Consider the following 18,224-nt stretch of genomic DNA (forward strand, 5'->3'; position numbering starts at 1 on the left):
CGGGGCTCCCGCAGGGGAGTGCGGCGCCGCACGGTCAGCCCCCGAACAGCTGCGTCCAGTACGTGCCCGCCGAGCCCCCGCCCGCGAAGCCGACGCCGAGGTGGGTGAACGAGGGCTTGAGGATGTTCGCCCGGTGTCCCGGGCTGTTCATCCAGCCCTCGACGACCTCGGCGGGCGAACGCTGGCCGCAGGCGATGTTCTCCCCGACCGCGCGGTGGCGGCTGCCCGCCGCCGCGGCGCGGTGCCAGGGCTCGCTGCCGTCCGGCGCGGTGTGGGCGTAGAAGGCGCGGGCGATCATGTCCGCGCTGTGGGCCTGCGCCGCCGAGGTGAGGCAGGGGTCCGGCGCGAGCGGCCGCAGCCCGGCGCCCGCGCGGTGGCCGTTGGTGAGCGCGAGCACCTCGGCCGTGCACCGGGCGAGGCCCTGCGGGGTGAACGGCTCGGCCCACAGCGCCGTCCAGAACACGTCACCGGAGCGCGGGTCCGGCACCTGCCCCAGGCCGACGTGGGTGTAGGCCCGGTCCAGGACCGTGTGCCGGGAGCGGCCGTCGCCCAGGCAGTAGTCGAGGAGGTCGGCCGGGGTGGGCGGCCCGGACACGAGGTGCTCGCCGATCGTGAGATACGCATAGCCCTCCGCCGCCGCGCGCTGGTACAGCGAGGTGCCGTCCGCGCTCTCGGAGCCGAGCGCCCCGTGCGCCGCCATGCCCGCCGCGTGCGCACGGGCGGCCTCGGCGAGGCGGGCGTCCCACCGCACCGGCGGGGCCCCGGCGGCCCCGCGCGCGGAGTTCACCCGGGCGACGAAGTCCTGGAGCGGGCCCGGCGGCGCCGATCCGCCCGGCCCGCCCGCTCCGCCCGGCCCGCGCGCGGGTGCGTGTGCGTGTGCCGGAGGCGGCGGGGCGGTGGGCGGCGCCGTGGCGCGGGGCCGGGGCATGACGACGGTGACGGCCTCGCTCGCGGCGCCGCGCCCGCCCGGCGCTGCACCCGCCGGGCCGGCCCCGTCCGCCGCGGCGGGCTCCTGCGTCACCTCCAGACCGAAGTCCCGTGCCACCCCCGCGAGCCCCTCCGCATACCCCTGGCCCATCGCGCGCAGCTTCCAGGCGGTGCCGCGGCGGTAGATCTCGGCGAGCAGCAGCACGGTCTCCTGCCGCGGGCGCGGCGGTGCGAAGCGCGCGACCGCCTCCCCGCGCGGGCCGCCGACCTGGAGCGCGATCGCGGGCAGCCGCCCCAGGGGCGTGTCGGGCTCGGCCGGGCTGACCACCAGGGTGACGCGGCTCGCGCCGGGGCGCAGCCGGTGCGCCTGGACCGTCAGCGTGTCCCCGGCGATGCGGGCGCCCGGGGCCGCGGGCTGGTTGTAGAACACGAAGTCGGCGTCGCCCGCCACCTTGCCGCTGTCGCCGGTGATCAGGGCGGACAGGTCGAAGGGGCCGGGCACGCGCAGCGTCAGGGTGCCGTCGGGCAGGGGCGTATTGCCTCCCGGGACCAGCTCGATCATGGGCGCCGCCTGGGGGTCGGGTCGTGGTGCCCGTCTCGGCCGGGCGCTGACGGGAGAACGCGCGGGCCCGCCGCCCGGGTTCCCGCGGCACGGGCCCGCTGCGGAGCGCGGTGGCGCACCGGGGGCCGACCCCTCTCCCGCGCGCGGGACGGACGCCTCCGGGCGCCCGGGACCGGAGCCGGATTCGGTGCGGCGCGCGCCGGTATTAGCGTGGACCCCGTGCACGGCGATCCCGTACACACCGCAAGAACCAGCGAAACTTGCCAAACCCGACAAACAAGTCAATCCCCGACAGGATCCGAGGTGCCCGCCCCATGCCCAGGCGTACGGAGTTGATCGAAGGACTCATGCAGCGGCATCCGCTGGTGCCGCGCGAGGCCGTGATCAAGGAGGACCTGCTGCGCGGTGGCGTCGCCTTCGACGAGTCGGCGCTCAGCGACAGCGCGAACGAGGCCTCCGGAGACGTCAAGCCGAAGTCGTACTTCATCTTCTCCTTCGACCACGGCACCCTGCCCGAGCTGGGCGCCGCCGCGCTGCGCCGCCCGCCGGAGGAGATCGTCCTCACCGGCGGCCCCTACGAGCTGCGCCGCACCGTGGTGTCGGTGCGGGTCAACCCGTCGTCCCCGTACCGCGTGGCCGCCGACAAGGACGGCGTGCTCGGCCTCTACCTGGACGGTCAGCGCATCTCCGACGTCGGGGTGCCGCCGATGCCGGAGTACTACCGGCACAAGCTCGCGAACGGCAAGTCGGTCATGGAGGTCGCGCCCACCATCCAGTGGGGCTACCTGATCTACCTCACGGTCTTCCGGGTCTGCCAGTACTTCGGCGCCAAGGAGGAGTGCCAGTACTGCGACATCAACCACAACTGGCGCCAGCACAAGGCGGCGGGCCGCCCCTACACGGGCGTCAAGCCCGTCGAGGAGGTCCTGGAGGCGCTGGAGATCATCGACAAGTACGACACCGCGAAGGCCTCCACGGCGTACACGCTCACCGGCGGCGCCGTCACCTCGCAGATCGGCGGCAAGGACGAGGCCGACTTCTACGGCCAGTACGCCAAGGCCATCGAGGAGCGCTTCCCCGGCCGCTGGATCGGCAAGGTCGTCGCCCAGGCGCTGCCCAAGGAGGACGTCCAGCGCTTCCACGACTACGGCGTGCGCATCTACCACCCCAACTACGAGGTGTGGGACCGCCGCCTCTTCGAGCTGTACTGCCCCGGCAAGGAGCGCTACGTCGGCCGCGACGAGTGGCACCGCCGCATCCTCGACTCCGCCGAGGTCTTCGGGGCGCGCAACGTCATCCCGAACTTCGTCGCGGGTGTCGAGATGGCCGAGCCGTTCGGCTTCAAGACGGTGAACGAGGCCATCGACTCCACCGTCGAGGGCCTGCGCTACTTCATGGCACACGGCATCACGCCCCGATTCACCACCTGGTGCCCGGAGCCCACGACGCCGCTCGGCAAGGCCAACCCGCTGGGCGCGCCGCTGGAGTACCACGTGCGGCTGCTCCAGGAGTACCGCGCGACGATGGCGGAGTTCGGACTCTCCTCGCCGCCCGGATACGGCCCCGCGGGCCCCGGCAACGCGGTGTTCTCGGTGAGCTCCTTCATGGACAGCCTCCCGGCCGAACAGGCGGCGCCCGAGGCACCCGAGAAGGTGTAGCGCGCCCCCGCGCACCCTGCGGGATCGATTCAGCGGCCTCTTCCGGGTGACGGGGCGGATACCGGGACAACCCGGCGGGCAGCCCTGCGGAGATCATCCGTCCCGTCCCCAGAAAGGCCGTTCATGCGCCGTATCGCTGCCCTCGCCGTCGGAACGCTCGCTGTCCTCGGGGCCCTCGCCGCGCCCGCGAGTGCCGTCCCGGACCCGGTGGCCACCGTCGACTGCGCCGTCCAGGAGGTGACGGGCCTCGTGGACCTCGCGAGCCCGGGCGTCCCGGCCGAGGTGCCGGCCACGGGGTGCCTCGCCCCGTGAGCTGAGCGGGCGGGCGAGCGGGCCCCTTCTCCCGCTCGTCCGCTCCCGGCCCCGGGGTCGCACGGCTGTGCCTACACTGCGGCGACAAGATCCCGAACGGTCGGAGGCACCCGTGCACGTGACGGTCATCACCGGCGGCAGCCGCGGCATCGGCGCCGCCGTCGCCCTGCGGCTCGCCCAGGACGGACACGACATAGCCATCGGCTACCGCTCGGACGCCGAAGCCGCCCGGAAGGCCGCGGAGGCCGTCCGCGCCGTCGGCCGCCGCTGCGTCACCGTCGCCCTCGACACGGCGGACGAGCACGACGTGGACCGGCTCTTCGACACCGCCGCCGCCGAACTCGGCCCGGTCACGGGCCTGGTGAACAACGCGGGCGTCAGCGGCCCCAACGGCCCCCTCGCCGAGGCCGACGCGGACGGCATGCGCCGCGCCCTCGACGTGAACGTCCTCGGCTATCTGCTCTGCGCCCGCCGCGCCGTGCGCGACATGACCCGCACCGGCGGCGGCGCGATCGTGAACATCTCCTCGGCCGCCGCCACCCTCGGCAGCCCCGGCCAGTACGTCCACTACGCCGCCACGAAGGCCGCCACGGACGCCCTGACCGTCGGCCTCGCCAAGGAGGTCGCGGACCTCGGCATCCGCGTCAACTGCGTGGCCCCGGGCATCATCTGGACCGAGTTCCACGAGGACCCGCAGCGCCCGGCGAAGCTCGCCGACCGCATCCCCATGGGCCGCTCGGGCCGCCCCGAGGAGATCACGGGCGCCGTGGCGTGGCTCCTGTCGGACGACGCCTCGTACACGACGGGCGCGGTGCTGCGCGTCGCGGGCGGGATGTGACGGGAGCGATGACCGGCGAGGGGGAACACACCGTGGAACTGCGCACCGTCCGGCTCACCGACGACATCGTCCTGCGCCCGTCGACCACGGCGGACGCCGAGGCCCTGGCCCGCGCCCACGACCGCAGCCGCGCGCACCTGGGCCCGTGGGACCCTGAGCGCCCGCCCGAGTTCTTCACGACGGCCGGGCAGCTCGCCCTCCTGCGCGCGTACGAACAGGAGCGCGCGGAGGGGCTGCGGGCGCGCTGGCTGCTGTGGGACGAGTCGGGGGCGGACGCGGGCGAAGGCCCCGTCGTCGCCGGGGGCATCGCCCTGTCCCACATCGTCCGCGGCCCGCTCCACAGCGCCAACCTCGGCTACTGGACCGACGTGGGCTACGCTGGACGCGGCCTGGCCACCGCCGCCGTGACCGCGGTGTGCGCCGCCGCCGACACCGATCTGCGGCTGCACCGCCTGGAGGCGGGCACCCTGCTGCACAACGCGGCCTCCCAGCGGGTGCTCGCCAAGTGCGGCTTCACGGAGTACGGCCTGGCGCCCGCCTATCTGCACATCAACGGGGCCTGGCAGGACCACCGGCTGTTCCAGCGGGTCCTCAACGACCGCGAGCCGTAGGGCAGTCCGCGGGTGCCCCGGTTTGTCACCCGCGTACCTAGACCCCGCCGCTCGTGACGGCCCACTGTGGTCCCTTCTGTCCGCCCGGCTTGTGGGGAGGGACCAGTCGTGAGACGAAGACGATTCGTGTCAGGGACGCTCGGTGCGCTGTCGGGGATCGCGCTCGGCCCGGCCGCGGCGCGCGCCGCCGCGTCGGCGCCGCGCGCCGGGGGCTGGCAGGCGGTGCCCGCGCCCGGCAGCACCCCGGCCGCGCAGCTGCGCCGGATCGCCGCCGCCGGGCCCGGCCTCGCCTGGGCCGTGGGCGAGGAGGGCCAGGGCACCTCGTCGCCCGCGCGGGCCCTCGCCATGGTCTGGAACGGCAGCGCCTGGGCCAGGACCGACCTGTCCCACCTGGCCTACGCGGGGCGCCTCAGCGACGTCGCCGGGGTCTGCGCCGACGCGGCCTGGAGCGTGGGCGCGCCCACCGGCAGCGCGAGCCCGCTGCTCCGCTGGGACCGGACCACCTGGCGGGAGGCCGCGTTCCCCGGCAAGGGCGAGCCGGACGTGCGGCTGAGCGCGGTGGCCGTCGGCCCCGACCGGCGGGTGTGGATCAGCGGCACCCGGGGCGGCTCCGCCCGGCTGCTGCTCGGGGACGGGCAGCGGTGGCGCTGGCTCGACCCGCTGCCCGCGGCGGGCGTGAACCTGTACCGGGTGGTGGTGCGCGCGCCGGACGAGGTCTGGGTGTGCGGCGACCGGGCGGCGGGCGGCGGCTGGGCGGGCTTCGTGGCCCGCTGGACCGGCTCGTGGACGGTGCTGCCGCCGCTGGCCGGGCTCCGGCAGACCATCGCCGACGTGCACGCGGTCGCCGCGGACGACGTCTGGGCGGTGGGCAACGAGTTCGGCGTCGGCGGACCGCCGGGCCGCCCCGGCAACCCCATCCTGCGGCACTGGGACGGCTCCGCCTGGAACCCGGTGGAGGCGGGCTTCACGCTCGGCTCGCTGTCCTCGATCGCGGGCGACGCCCAGGGCCGCCCGGCGTGGATCTCGGCCTGGAACTACCAGGACCAGAGCCGCAGTACGTATCTGCGCCACGACGCGGGGACCTGGACCGTCGTGCGCGGCCCCGCGGGCCCCGCCCCTTCGCCGTACGTCAACGACGTCGCGCGCGTTCCGGGCACCTCGGGCTTCTGGTCGGCGGGGATGACCAGATCGTCGCCCTACCCGCCGACCGAGGCGTACACGGAGCGCTTCGACGACTGAATTCGCTGGTCACGCCCGCTGTCCGGCGCTTAGCCTCGGCCCCGTGAACCAACGCAAGCGGAAGAAGTACTCCCGTCGTCTCTTCGAGGCCATCAGGGAGGGCGACGCCTCTCGGGCCAGGGTGCTGCTGCGGTCCGGGGTCGACCCGGGGCGCCCCGACAGCGAGGGCACCACCCCGCTGTACGAGGCTGCCGTGAACGGCAGGACGGGCGTCGCCCGGGTGCTCCTGCGGGCGGGGGCCGCCCCGGACGCCGAGAGCGCCGGACTCGGCGCGGAGGGCACGCCCCTGTGCGCGGCGGCCTGTTGGGGGCACACCGCGACCGTGCGCGAACTGCTGGCGCACGGCGCGGACCCGAACCTCCGCGAGGACGGCGGCACGGGCTGGTCCCCGCTGGACTGGGCGCGCGAGTGCTCCCGCCCCGAGACGGCCGCCCTCCTCGTCGCGGCGGGCGCGGTCCCGCGCGGGAGACCCGTTGAGCCTCAGCCGCCGAGCAGCGCGTCGCCCTCCGCGCTCCTGCGGTAGAGCACCACGTTCCGGTCGCGCTCGCGCAGGACCAGGCCCGAGCGGTGCAGCACGCCCAGGTGGTAGGAGACCGTGGCGGGCGCGAGCCGGTGCCGGGCGGCGAGTTCGCCCGTGGTGCGGGGCGCGGCGAGATCGCCGAGCAGCGCGGCCCGGCTCCTGCCGAGGAGCCGGGACACGGCCGGGCGCCGGGGCCGGTCGGCGGCCGCGCCGATGCCCGTCGCCGGGTAACCGAGCACCGCGTTGCCCGGCACGCCCACCTGCACGCTGACCCGGGGCCAGGACGCCGCCATGGGGGACAGGACCACCTCGGCGCCCTGGAAGCGGACGGTCTCGTCGTAGTTCTTGCGGACCGTCAGACAGCCGTCGGCCCAGGTGACGTCGGAGTGCAGGGACCGGAGCACATGGCCGACGCCGTACGTGGCCAGCTCCGCGGCGCGGGCGGCCAGATCGGCGTCGAGCACCGACTTCAGGCCGCACCAGCCGTCGGCGACGGCGTCCTGCCAGAACTCGCGCAGGCCGTTGGCCGCCCGCTCGGCGAAGGTGCCCGACTCCACCGCGTCCAGCACGTCCCCGGGCACGGGCCCGTTCAGGAAGCGCATCTCGCACACCTGGAACGCGGCCTCCTCCGGCGGGGTACCGCCGATGGCCTGCACCTGCTCGGTGAACGTCCGACGGGCGGGCCCCACGGCGGGTTTGGGCGTCAGGAGGTCCGGCATGTACGTGGGCCCGCCCGGCACGGACAGGCACTGGGCGACCAGGCGCACGTCGGGGCGGCGCAGCGCCCAGCGGGCCGCGGCCCCCGGGTCGCCGAACACCGGGTGCCGCCCGCCGCTCACGGCGTACCGCAGCCACCAGACGGCCTCGTTCACCGGGGATATCGCGAGCCGGATCCGGCCGACGGACTCCGCGTCCAGATGCGCGTGGATCACGTCACCGGATGCTAGGCGCCGCCCGTGGCGCGCGCGACGCGGAACCCGGCCAATTCGAACGTGGTCGAATTCCTCACTCCGCGCCGGCGTACGCCAGTTGACTGGAGCGAGGGCAGGGGCGGAGCGGGACGGGGCCCGGACGGGGGTCGGGCCCCGCCCCGCGCGGCAGGGGCGCTAGACGATGCCCTCGGCGATCTCCGCCTGCTCCTTGTCCGTGCCGTACGCGGCCGGGGTGTTGTAGGTGCGGCGGGCGACGAACCACCAGATCGTGGCGAGGACCAGGACCACGGCGAGCGCGATGGACGCGTAGTTCATGGTGTCGACGTTCACCGGCGAGGACTGCGGCAGGCAGAACAGGACCGTCACGAAGGCGACCCAGCACACCGCGATCCAGCCCACGGGCTTGCTCCAGCGGCCCAGGTGCCACGGCCCCGGCTGGAACCGGTCGCCCGCCTTCAGGCGGAGCAGGATCGGGATGGCGTAGGCGGGCGTGATGCCGATGACGTTGATGGCGGTGACGGCGCCGTACGCGGTCTCCGAGTACAGCGACGGCAGCGCGATGACGCCCGCGAGGCCGACCGAGAGCCACACCGCGGGCACCGGCACCTGCGTCTTGGGGCTCACCTTGCGCCACACCGCGGAACCCGGCAGGGCGTTGTCGCGGCTGAAGGCGAAGACCATGCGGCTGGCCGCGGCCGTCTCGGCGTTGCCGCAGAACAGCTGGGCCACGATCACGATGAGCAGCAGCGCGGTGGCGCCCGAGGTGCCGAGCCCGTCGATGAAGATCTGCGCGGGCGGCACGCCGGTGGCGCTCTTCTGGGTGCCCACGTAGTCCTGGATGGCGAAGGTGAGCCCGGCGAGCAGCACGAACCCGGCGAGCCAGGAGACCCAGATGGCGCGCACGATGCCGCGCGCGGCGGTCACGGACGCGTTGGAGGTCTCCTCCGACAGGTGCGCGGAGGCGTCGTAGCCGGAGAACGTGTACTGGGCGAGCAGCAGGCCGATCATGCACACGTACAGCGGGCTCGACCAGCCGGTGTCGTTGACGAACTCGCCGAACACGAACGACGGCGACTGGTGCGAGTCGGGGACGATCGCGAGGACGCCGACGATCACCGCGACGCCCGCCAGGTGCCACCACACGGAGATGGAGTTCAGGAGGCTGACGAGCCGGACGTTGAACAGGTTCAGGAGCGCGTGCACGAACAGGATGCCCAGGAAGATCACGAAGGTGGATCCCGCCGTCGGCGTGAAGTCCGTGTGCATGCTCAGCAGGGCGCCGCTGAACAGGGCCGCCCCGTAGTCGATGCCCGCGATCGCGCCGAGGAGGCCCAGGAGGTTGAGCCAGCCCGTGTACCAGCCCCAGCGCCTGCCGCCGAGCCGGTCCGCCATGTAGTAGAGCGCGCCGGAGGTCGGATAGGCGCTGGTGACCTCGGCCAGGGCCAGGCCCACGAACAGGACCATCAGACCGACTCCGGCCCAGCCCCACATCATCACCGCGGGCCCGCCGGTGCCGAGGCCGAAGCCGTACAGCGTCATGCAGCCGGACAGGATGGAGATGACGGAGAAGCTGATGGCGAAGTTGCCGAAGCCGCCCATGCGGCGGGCCAGGACGGGCTGGTAGCCGAGTTCCCTGAGCCGCTGCTCCTCATCGGGGAGCGGTGGTATCGCGGCAGAACTCGACACGGTGGTGCGGGACACGGATCAACCTCCGGGGAGAGCGGGGGTGCGGGGGTGTGAGGGGTGTGTCACGGGGGTGACGAAGGGTGGTGCCGGAAGTGCGGGGGGACAGAGCTGGGTCCGAGGTGGGTCAGCCGCGCGGGCCGGGGCCTCGCGCGGCGTGGTAGCAGCGCGCCCGGGCCTGCACGAAGGACTCGGCGGCGGCCTCCGCGTCGCCCGGTGACGTGGTGCGGTACGTCCACGGCACGACGGCGTAGAAGGGGTCGAGGGCCTCGAACACCCGCACCGCGTCGTGGAAGTGGTGCGCGCCCCACAGCGCGTGCGCCAGGTAGTTGAGGTCGAGCAGCGAGGCCGCTTCGGGCTGCGTGTGGTCGAACCACAGCTGGAGCGCCCGCAGCGCGCCGCGCGTCGCGTCCTCCGCGATCCAGTGCAGGTCGAGCGCCCGTTCGCTGCCGCCCTCGCGGCGGTAGCGCTCCACCCGTACGTACAGCGGGAGCACGTGCAGGGGCGAGCCCGCGGGCGCCGCGGCGGACGCCCAGTGCACGAAGTTGACCGCCTCGGTCAGCGGCGCGCCCGGCCTGCGGTGGTACGCGAACTGGAGCATGCGGTGGTACGCCTCGCGGTTGCCGGGGTCGCGCTTGTCGGCCTCGGCGAGGATCTGCCACGGGCCGGGGAACAGCATCGGCTCCGGCGCCGCGACCCGGTGCTCGTCCCACCGCTGGCCCTCGTCGAGCTGGGCGAGCGCCAGCAGGCAGATCCACGGCACGGGGTCCTCGGGGGAGGTCTGCGAGGCGATGCGGCAGGCGGTGTTCGCCTCGCGCCACAGGTCGTTGGTGTGGCGGTGGCCCGCCCGGTGCGCGCGCAGGGCGCGCTCCACCGCGACCCGGGTGTGCAGGACCGTGGCGGCGACGCTGCGCGGCTCCTCGGCGAGCCAGGCGCGCACCACGTCGGAGCCGGCGACGGCGGCCGCGAGGACCTGGGTGCGCTGGGTCCACAGGCCCCAGTCGGGGGTCTCGGTGAGCAGGTTCCTCGTCGACACCCAGCGGCCTGCCTTGAGGTCCTGGAGCACGGCGCGCAGCGGCGCGTCGTGACCGGCCGGGTGATACACCGGGCGGGCTAAGGGCATCGGGGGGTCCTCTGGGCTCTGACGGCGCGGCGGATCGGCCCGCACTGCGGGTGCGGTCCGGTCCGGGGCGCCGCGGTCCGTGTGGGGCTGCGGTCTTTCCGTGGGCGGTGGGCTGGGGCAGGAGGCTGTGGGCTGCGGGTTCCGTGAGTGATGAACTGTTGTGCGAGAGGGTGTTGTTGTTCGGCGGTCAGTGTAGAGCGGAGACTTCCGATTACTGGGCAGTCCTCGGATCTTTCTTGACCAACTTGTGTCAACGCGGCACGCCGTTGCGCGCTTTGGTTTCTCACTTGTTCAACAGCGGCCCCTATTGCGTACTTTGGGCGATCCGCGTCCCTTGACGGCCCCCCGCCCCCTGTAGCAGGCTGCCGCAGTGATCACGACTTACAGCGCGGTCCGCGCCGCCGGGCGGGAACGAGGCCGCGGATGACGGGCGGCGGCCCGGTTCTGGCCGTTGACCAGGGCACCTCCGGAACCAAGGCCCTCGTCGTCTGCCCCGAGCGCGGAGTGATCGCCTCCGGCAGCGCGCCCGTCCGCCCCCGCCATCTGCCCGGCGGCCGCGTCGAGGTCGGCCCCGGCGAACTGCTCGCCTCCGTGCTCGACGCCGGACGCGAGGCCCTGGACCGCGCGGGCGAGCCGGTCGCCGCCGTGGGCCTCGCCAACCAGGGCGAGACCGTCCTCGCCTGGGACCCGGCGACCGGCGAGCCGCTCACCGACGCCCTGGTCTGGCAGGACCGCCGCGCCGAACCCCTGTGCGCGGAACTCGCCGCGCACGCCGACGAGCTGAAGGACCTCACCGGGCTGCCGCTCGACCCGTACTTCGCCGCCCCCAAGATGGCGTGGATACGCCGCCACCTCACCCGCGGCGGCGTGGCCACCACCAGCGACGCCTGGCTGGTCCACCGGCTCACCGGCGCCTTCGTGACGGACGCCGCCACCGCGGGCCGCACCCAGCTCCTCGACCTGGACTCCGTCACCTGGTCCGAGCGTGCCCTCGGCCTCTTCGGCCTCGACGGCGAGGAGCTGCCCCGGGTCGTGGACGCCGCCGAACAGGTCGGCACCACCCAGGCCTTCGGCGGCGAGCTGCCGCTGACCGGCCTCCTCGTCGACCAGCAGGCCGCGCTCCTCGCCCAGGACGTCACCGAACCCGGCACCGCCAAGTGCACCTACGGCACCGGCGCGTTCCTGCTCGCGCAGACCGGGGCCCGGCCGCGCCGGGGCGCGTCGGGCCTGGTCGCCTGCGTCGCCTGGCGCCTCGCGGGCCGCAGCAGCTACTGCCTGGACGGCCAGGTCTACACGGCCGCGTCCGCCGTGCGCTGGCTCACCGACCTCGGTGTCATCACGGGCGCCCGGGACCTCGACCCGGTCGGCTCGGCCGTGCCGGACAGCGGCGGCGTCACCTTCGTCCCCGCCCTCGCCGGGCTCGCCGCCCCCTGGTGGCGCGGCGACGTGCGCGGTTCCCTGACCGGGCTCGGCCTCGACACCACCCCCGGGCACCTGGTGCGCGCCCTGTGCGAGGGCCTCGCCGCCCAGGTCGCCGAGCTCGCCGACGCCGCGGCCGCCGACCTCGGCGAGCCCCTGCGGAGCCTGCGCGTCGACGGCGGCCTGACCCGCTCGGCGCTGCTCATGCAGACCCAGGCCGACCTGCTCCAGCGGCCCGTCGAGGTCTCCGCCCTGCCCGACGTCACGGCGCTCGGCGTGGGCGCGGTGGCCCGCCTCGGCCTCGACCCGGGGCTCGGCCTGGACGACGTCGTCCCCGTGTGGCGGCCCGTCGCCGTCTACGAGCCGCGGATCGGCCCGGACGAGGCCGCGACGCGCCGCGCCGCCTTCCGCGCCGAGGTCACGGCGCTCCTGGAGCGCACGCCCCCGTCCTGACCGCCGCGCGCCTCCTGACCGAGGGACCGCGCGCCTCGAACGGACCGCCCCTACGCCCTCCGACGCACGAGACCGGACCCCATGAGCACCGAGCGACACGACCGCACGACCGCCGCGCGGCAGGGCCGCGTCACCCGCTCCGGCGCGCTCCCGGACGGCCCGTACGACGTGACCGTCGTCGGCGCGGGAGTCGTCGGCACGGCCATCGCCCGCGAACTGGCCCGGTACCCGCTGCGGATCGCGGTGGTCGAGTCCTCCGACGACGTGGGCGAGGGCACGTCCAAGGCCAACACGGCGATCCTGCACACCGGATTCGACGCCGTGCCGGGCTCCCTGGAGGCCCGGCTCGTCCGCGCGGGGCAGCGGCTGCTCGCCGCCTACGCGGCCGAGACCGGCATCCCCGTGGAGCCGGTCGGCGCGCTCCTGGTCGCCTGGGACGCGGAGCAGCTCGCCGCGCTGCCGGGCCTCCTCGACAAGGCCGTGCGCAACGGCTACCACGAGGCCCGGCTGCTGGACGCCGCCGCCGTGCGGGCCCGCGAGCCCCACCTCGGCCCCGGGGCGCTCGGCGCCCTCGACGTGCCCGGCGAGAGCGTCATCTGCCCCTGGACGACGCCGCTCGCCTACGCGACGCAGGCCGTGCGCTCCGGCGCGGACCTGCACCTCCGCTGCCGCGTGACGGCGGTCGCCGCGGACGGGGACGCGAACGGGAACGGCGGGGGCGGCCACGTCCTCACCACCGGCCGCGGCCCCCTGCGCACCCGCTACCTCGTCAACACGGCGGGCCTGCACGCCGACACCGTGGACCGCATGCTGGGCCACGACACCTTCACCGTCACACCCCGGCGCGGCCAGCTCATCGTCTTCGACAAGCTCGCCCGCGACCTGGTGCGCCACATCCTGCTGCCCGTGCCGACGGCGCTCGGCAAGGGCGTCCTCGTCGCGCCGACGGTGTACGGCAACGTCCTGCTCGGCCCCACCGCGGAGGACCTGGACGACAAACGGGCCACCGGCTCCACCGCCGAGGGGCTCGCCGGGCTGCGCCGCCAGGGCGCCCGCGTCCTGCCGCCGCTCCTCGACGAGGAGGTCACCGCCGTCTACGCCGGGCTGCGCGCGGCCACCGATGACGACGACTACCGCATCAACACCTGGCCGCGGCAGCGCTACGTGACCGTCGGCGGCATCCGCTCCACCGGCCTGACGGCGTCCCTGGCCATCGCGGCGCACGTCACGGAACTGCTCGCCGGGGCGGGACTGCGCCTGGGCGGGGCCCGCGAGCTCGCGCCGGTGCGGATGCCGAACCTGGGCGAGGCCTTCCCGCGCCCCTACGAGAGCGCGGAGCTGATCGCCGCCGACCCCGCGTACGGCACCGTCGTCTGCCACTGCGAACGCGTCACCCTCGGGGAGATCCGCGACGCCCTGCGCAGCACGGTCCCGCCGGTCACCGTCGACGGGCTGCGCCGCCGCACGCGGGCGCGCGGCGGCCGGTGCCAGGGGTTCTCCTGCGGAGCGGCCGTACGCGCGCTCCTCGACGGACACGACAGGCAGGCGCGGCGATGAGCGGCGAGACGGGCGACCGGACGAGCGGCGAGACGGGCGGCGAGCGGCGGGAGGCTCCCACGAGGCGCGAACGCGCGGTCGACGTCCTCGTCGTGGGCGCGGGACCCGCGGGCCTCGCCACCGCGGCGGGGCTGGCCGCCGCGGGAGCGGGCCGTGTCGAGGTCCTGGAGCGGGAGCGGCAGGCGGGCGGCGTCCCGCGCCACTGCCACCACGGCGGCTTCGGCGACCGCACGGTCGCGGGCCTCGCCGTCCCCGGGACGAGCGGGCCCCGGTACGCGCGGCGGTGCGTCGAGGCGGCCGTGCGCGCGGGCGCCACCGTGCGCACCGGCGTCACGGCCACCGCCTGGGCGGGCCCCCGCACCCTCGACACGACCTCGCCCCAGGGCCTGGAGCGGCTCACCGCGCGGGCCGTCGTGCTCGCCACCGGGGCCCGGGAGCGGCCGCGCGCCGCGCGCCTGGTGCCGGGCAGCAGACCGGCGGGCGTCTACACCACCGGCGAACTCCAGCAGGCCGTCCACCTCTTCGGGCAGCACGTCGGCAGCCGGGCGGTCGTGGTCGGCGGCGCGGCCGTCGCGTACGCGGCCCTGGACACGCTGCGGCGTGCGGGCGTCGACGCCGTCGCCCACGTGACGTCCTCGGCCCGCACCGACGTCCCGGCCCCGCGTGCCGCCGTGGCCCGGCTGTGGCACGGGACCCCCCTGCTCACGGAGACGGACGTGGTCGAAATCGTGGGCCGGGGACGCCTCACCGGCGTGCGCCTGCGCCACCGCACCGGACGGAGCGCCCACCTCGCCTGCGACACCGTGGTGTTCACCGGCGACTTCGTGCCCGACCACGAGCTCGCGCGGCGCGGCGGTGTGCCGCTCGCGCCCGGCACGCGCTTCCCCGACGTCGACGCCGCTTTCCGTACGCGCCTTCCCGGGGTGTTCGCGGTCGGGAACCTGGCCCACGCCGTCACCCCCGCACGGGTGGTGACGGCGGAGGGGCGGCGCGCGGCGGAGTCCGTCCGGCGCTTTCTGGCGTCCGGGGAGTGGCCGCCGACGGCGTCCGCCCGATAGCGAAAAATTGACGCCAAAAATGAACCGTCAACCACAGGGGCCTCCGGGCGCACACCGGCGCAGTGCCGGGCGCACGGCAATGGGGTGGCGGATTCTCCCCTTTCCCAGGGAGGATCGGCCACTCCGCGCCTCGTTTAGGGCACGCCTTCTCCCGGGGTAGTCGCTTATTCGCCGAGGGGGATCCGGAGGGCGTGGGGCTGGCTTGAATTGCGTGATCGTTTCACCAGGGCCGGGGAAGAGGTGAACAATGCAATCTCGTCACCTCGGGGCACGAGCTCGCGGTCCCTCGCGTTTCTCCGGTTCTCTTCTCGCCCCAGGCCTGCCCTGACGGGAGGGAAGTCGAGATCTTCGACAGGATTACGCAACTTCCCAATATATCTCAGGCGAAACTGCTGAAGAACCCTCAGTTTTACGCCACGGCGGCGCATCAGCGGGGGACGTGCCCTCTCAGGAACCTGGCCTAGAGTAACGCGCGGTCATGTGGGGAACGCTTCCCCCTCTTTACTCATGCAGTGCGCAGCGAAAAGTACAGGAGCAGGTCGGCCAGGATCCTTGACCGCCGGTGCCGACACCGTATCGATCTTCGCGAGGGGGAAACCGGGTGGTTATGGGGAACGGGTGGCACCAGGGGGAAAACGTAATGACTGTGAATGCTGTGAAAGCTGTTACGCAATTTCCCACGGTGTTACCGGGTAATCTGTCCTTCAACATTCTTGGGCCGCTGGCGGTGTGGTCGGCCGAGGGACCCCTGCCGCTGGGCCCCGCGCGGCAGCGCGCGGTCCTCTCGGCCCTGTTGCTGGCGCCCGGCCAGGTGATCGGCACCGAACGGCTCACGGAGGCCATCTGGCCCGCGGGCCCGCCCGGCAACGTGGTCGCGAGCCTGCACAGCTATGTGTCCCATCTGCGCCGCCAGTTGGAGCCGGACGGCCCGCCCCGGGGCCGCAACCGCGTCCTGCGCAGGGAGCCGCAGGGCTATCTGCTCGCGGTCGAGTCGGAGCGGGTGGACGCCTGTCGCTTCGAGGGCCAGCTGCGCGCCGGACGACGGCTGCTGCGGGCGGGCCGCTACCCGGAGGCGTGCCGGGCCCTGGAGGCGTCCCTCGCCCTGTGGCGCGGCGCGCCGTACGCGGAGCTCGGCGACTACGAACCCGCCGTGCGCGAGGCCACGCGCCTGGAGGAGCTGCGGCTCATGACCTGGGAGGCCCTGTGGGAGGCCGAGCTGGCCTGGGGCAGGGACAACGGCAGCGTGGTGGCCGAGCTGGCCGCGCTCAGCGCCCGGTACCCCACGCGGGAGCGGCTCGGCTGGCTCCTGATGGTCGCGCTGTGCGAGGTGGGCCGGCAGGCGGAGGCGGTCCGCGTCTACCACCGGATACGCCGGGCCCTCGCGCAGGAGCTGGGTGTGGACCCCGGACGCGAACTGCGTGCGCTCTTCGGCCGGATCCTGCGCGACGAGTTCGTCGGGCGGGTGTGCGTGCTGCACTGACGGGGGCGTCCGCCGGGGGAGGGGGCCCCTCGCGCCGGGGGCGGCGCTCCGCCCCCGGCGCGAGGGGGTGCGCCTCAGTGGATGCGCCGGTCCTCGTGCGCCCAGTAGGGCTCGCGGAGCCGGCTCTTCTGCACCTTGCCGTTGCTCGTGCGCGGCAGGGCGTCCCGGAAGTCCACGGAGGTGGGCGCCTTGTACCGGGCCAGGCGCCGCTTGCAGTACGCGATGATCTCCGCCGCGCGTGCCTCGGCGCCCGCGGCGGGCACCACCACCGCCTTCACGGTCTCGCCCCAGCGCTCGTCCGGCACGCCGATGACGGCCACCTCCGCGACGGCCGGATGGCCCAGGAGGCAGTCCTCGACCTCCACCGACGACACGCTCTCGCCGCCGGTGACGATGACGTCCTTGAGCCGGTCGAAGAGCAGCAGGTGCCCCTCGTCGTCGAAGGAGCCCGCGTCACCGGTGTGGAACCACCCCTCGCGCAGCGCCTCCCCGTCGGCCCGCTCGTCCTGCCAGTAGCCGTCGAGGACCATGTTCGAGCGGGCGAGGACCTCGCCGCGCGCACCGGTCCGCATCCGTACGCCCAGGGCGGGCGCGCCCGCCCGCGTCAGACCGCCGCTGCCGGGCGCCCCGGGAAGGCGCCGGTTGAAGGTGAGCAGGGTCGTCTCGGTCAGGCCGTACACCTGGAGGAACTCCCAGCCCAGCGTCTCCTCGACCCGGGCGACGAGCCGCTCGTCGACGGGCGCGCCCGCGCACACCACCCGGGTCCTGCCGCGCCCTGGCACCTCGCCCGGCCAGTCGCGGGCCGCCCGGATCACCGCGTCCCACACGGCGGGCGCGCCGAACGCCAGGGTCACGCCGTGCTCCTGGACCCGGCGCAGGATCTCCGTGCCGTCGATGCGGCGCAGCAGCACCTGCCGCGCCCCGAGCCCGGCGAGCAGGAACGGCACGCCCCAGCCGTTGCAGTGGAACGTGGGCAGGGTGTGCAGATACACGTCCCCCTCCCAGATCCGCCCGTGCACGCCGAACGTCATCGCGTTCAGCCAGATGCTCCGGTGCGTCAGGGCGACGCCCTTGGGGCGTGCGGAGGTGCCCGAGGTGTAGTTGAGGGTCGCCACCGCGTTCTCGTCCGGCCGCTCCCAGGGGCGCGGCCCGACGTCGAAGCGCATGACCTCCGCCTCGGTCTGCTCCCCGAGGACGAACCGCTTCGGCACGTCGACCGAGCCGAGGACCGCCTCGACGTCGGGGTCGACGAACACCACCGAGGCGTCGCACTGGCGCAGGACGTACGCGATCTCCTCGGGTGTGAGCCGGTAGTTCACCGGCACGCAGATCCGTCCGCTCGCCGTGACGGCGTACAACAGCTCAAGGAGGCGCGAGCAGTTGGGGCTGACGACGGCCACCCGCTCGCCCGCGCCGATCCCCAGCGCGTCCAGACCCGCCTGCCAGGCCCGTATGCGGCGCAGCAGCTCGCCGTACGTCGTCGTCGGCACCGGGAGCGCCGGCTGCTCCGGCTCGTCGACGAGCGCCGTGCGCCCTGCGGCGGCCGCCTCGGCGCGGTCGAGGAAGTCGGCCATGGTGAGCGGAACGAGCATGATGCGTCCTCACAGTGGTGTGCCGGAGACAACGGAGAAGCGAGGGAGCGAACACAGCGGACGGGAGAGGGCCGCGGCGGCCTCGCACGAGGCCGGAACGGAGCGGGTGCGGACGAGGAGCGCGAAGAACCGGAAAGCGCGGTCGGCGCCCGGGAACCCGGGCGGGGCCGAAGGGGAACGACGGCGGTGGTGCTCACTCCTGGCGGTGCACGCGCCGGGGCCACACACCCGCGTCACCGCGCCTCGACCTCATCCTGACA

General features: G+C 74.6%; 14 protein-coding genes and 1 pseudogene. 10 read left to right on the forward strand and 5 right to left on the reverse strand.

Features of this window, described 5'->3' with window-relative positions; genetic code table 11:
• Positions 1-34: 34 nt before the first annotated feature.
• Complete coding sequence (locus C9F11_RS33875) at positions 35-1,489, reverse strand: CAP domain-containing protein (protein WP_138962927.1); 1,455 nt, start codon at positions 1,487-1,489, stop codon at positions 35-37.
• Between the two features lie 314 nt (positions 1,490-1,803).
• Between C9F11_RS33875 and C9F11_RS33880 the strand changes: the two genes are divergently transcribed.
• The 6 genes from C9F11_RS33880 to C9F11_RS33905 all read left to right on the forward strand — a co-directional run bounded on the left by C9F11_RS33880 (position 1,804) and on the right by C9F11_RS33905 (position 6,670).
• Positions 1,804-3,147, forward strand: a complete 1,344-nt coding sequence (locus C9F11_RS33880) for a radical SAM protein (RefSeq protein ID WP_138962929.1) — start codon at positions 1,804-1,806, stop codon at positions 3,145-3,147.
• A gap of 123 nt (positions 3,148-3,270) precedes the next feature.
• On the forward strand, positions 3,271-3,459 hold the full coding sequence (locus tag C9F11_RS33885) for a hypothetical protein (RefSeq protein ID WP_138962931.1): 189 nt from the start codon (positions 3,271-3,273) through the stop codon (positions 3,457-3,459).
• Between the two features lie 112 nt (positions 3,460-3,571).
• Positions 3,572-4,297 carry an SDR family oxidoreductase gene (locus C9F11_RS33890; RefSeq protein ID WP_138962933.1) on the forward strand — a complete coding sequence of 242 codons (726 nt, stop codon included), beginning with the start codon at positions 3,572-3,574 and terminating at the stop codon, positions 4,295-4,297.
• An 8-nt stretch (positions 4,298-4,305) separates the two neighbouring features.
• Positions 4,306-4,908, forward strand: coding sequence for a GNAT family protein (locus C9F11_RS33895; protein WP_138962935.1), 603 nt, complete (start codon positions 4,306-4,308; stop codon positions 4,906-4,908).
• A gap of 108 nt (positions 4,909-5,016) precedes the next feature.
• Complete coding sequence (locus C9F11_RS33900) at positions 5,017-6,147, forward strand: hypothetical protein (protein WP_249401984.1); 1,131 nt, start codon at positions 5,017-5,019, stop codon at positions 6,145-6,147.
• A gap of 43 nt (positions 6,148-6,190) precedes the next feature.
• Entirely contained in the window at positions 6,191-6,670 is a 480-nt protein-coding gene (locus C9F11_RS33905) for an ankyrin repeat domain-containing protein (RefSeq protein ID WP_138962937.1), read from the forward strand.
• On the opposite strand, the gene C9F11_RS33910 is transcribed toward C9F11_RS33905, so the two are convergent.
• The 3 genes from C9F11_RS33910 to C9F11_RS33920 all read right to left on the reverse strand — a co-directional run bounded on the left by C9F11_RS33910 (position 6,628) and on the right by C9F11_RS33920 (position 10,405).
• Positions 6,628-7,599, reverse strand: a complete 972-nt coding sequence (locus C9F11_RS33910; protein WP_138962939.1) for a winged helix-turn-helix domain-containing protein — start codon at positions 7,597-7,599, stop codon at positions 6,628-6,630. The two genes, C9F11_RS33905 and C9F11_RS33910, sit on opposite strands and share 43 nt — an antisense overlap.
• Positions 7,600-7,773: 174 nt before the next feature.
• Complete coding sequence (locus C9F11_RS33915) at positions 7,774-9,300, reverse strand: amino acid permease (RefSeq protein WP_171075910.1); 1,527 nt, start codon at positions 9,298-9,300, stop codon at positions 7,774-7,776.
• Between the two features lie 109 nt (positions 9,301-9,409).
• A complete protein-coding gene (locus tag C9F11_RS33920; protein ID WP_138962941.1) occupies positions 9,410-10,405 on the reverse strand; it encodes a hypothetical protein in 996 nt (331 codons plus the stop codon).
• Positions 10,406-10,828: 423 nt separating this feature from the next.
• Here C9F11_RS33920 and C9F11_RS33925 point away from each other — a divergent pair, with 423 nt between their 5' ends.
• From C9F11_RS33925 to C9F11_RS33940, 4 genes and pseudogenes are all read left to right on the forward strand, one after another.
• Positions 10,829-12,277 carry an FGGY family carbohydrate kinase gene (locus tag C9F11_RS33925; protein ID WP_138962943.1) on the forward strand — a complete coding sequence of 483 codons (1,449 nt, stop codon included), beginning with the start codon at positions 10,829-10,831 and terminating at the stop codon, positions 12,275-12,277.
• An 81-nt stretch (positions 12,278-12,358) separates the two neighbouring features.
• Positions 12,359-13,834 (forward strand): FAD-dependent oxidoreductase, encoded by a 1,476-nt coding sequence (locus tag C9F11_RS33930; RefSeq protein WP_138962945.1) that lies wholly within the window; start codon positions 12,359-12,361, stop codon positions 13,832-13,834.
• Positions 13,831-14,853, forward strand: a pseudogene (locus C9F11_RS33935) (FAD-dependent oxidoreductase); the annotation flags it as partial. The gene C9F11_RS33930 and the pseudogene C9F11_RS33935, both read left to right, overlap by 4 nt.
• Positions 14,854-15,574: 721 nt before the next feature.
• Positions 15,575-16,372 (forward strand): BTAD domain-containing putative transcriptional regulator, encoded by a 798-nt coding sequence (locus C9F11_RS33940; RefSeq protein ID WP_171075911.1) that lies wholly within the window; start codon positions 15,575-15,577, stop codon positions 16,370-16,372.
• A gap of 74 nt (positions 16,373-16,446) precedes the next feature.
• Here C9F11_RS33940 and C9F11_RS33945 read toward each other — a convergent pair whose 3' ends face one another.
• Positions 16,447-17,964 (reverse strand): AMP-binding protein, encoded by a 1,518-nt coding sequence (locus tag C9F11_RS33945; protein ID WP_138962954.1) that lies wholly within the window; start codon positions 17,962-17,964, stop codon positions 16,447-16,449.
• Positions 17,965-18,224: the final 260 nt, after the last annotated feature.

Origin of the sequence: Streptomyces sp. YIM 121038 (assembly GCF_006088715.1) — a bacterium.
Lineage (GTDB): Bacteria > Actinomycetota > Actinomycetes > Streptomycetales > Streptomycetaceae > Streptomyces.

Coding starts and splice junctions, on each gene's coding strand:
- C9F11_RS33875 (WP_138962927.1), bottom strand. CDS start 1,489: ATGATCGAGCTGGTCCCGGGAGGCAATACGCCCCTGCCCGACGGCACC.
- C9F11_RS33880 (WP_138962929.1), top strand. CDS start 1,804: ATGCCCAGGCGTACGGAGTTGATCGAAGGACTCATGCAGCGGCATCCG.
- C9F11_RS33885 (WP_138962931.1), top strand. CDS start 3,271: ATGCGCCGTATCGCTGCCCTCGCCGTCGGAACGCTCGCTGTCCTCGGG.
- C9F11_RS33895 (WP_138962935.1), top strand. CDS start 4,306: ATGACCGGCGAGGGGGAACACACCGTGGAACTGCGCACCGTCCGGCTC.
- C9F11_RS33920 (WP_138962941.1), bottom strand. CDS start 10,405: ATGCCCTTAGCCCGCCCGGTGTATCACCCGGCCGGTCACGACGCGCCG.
- C9F11_RS33925 (WP_138962943.1), top strand. CDS start 10,829: ATGACGGGCGGCGGCCCGGTTCTGGCCGTTGACCAGGGCACCTCCGGA.
- C9F11_RS33930 (WP_138962945.1), top strand. CDS start 12,359: ATGAGCACCGAGCGACACGACCGCACGACCGCCGCGCGGCAGGGCCGC.
- C9F11_RS33945 (WP_138962954.1), bottom strand. CDS start 17,964: ATGCTCGTTCCGCTCACCATGGCCGACTTCCTCGACCGCGCCGAGGCG.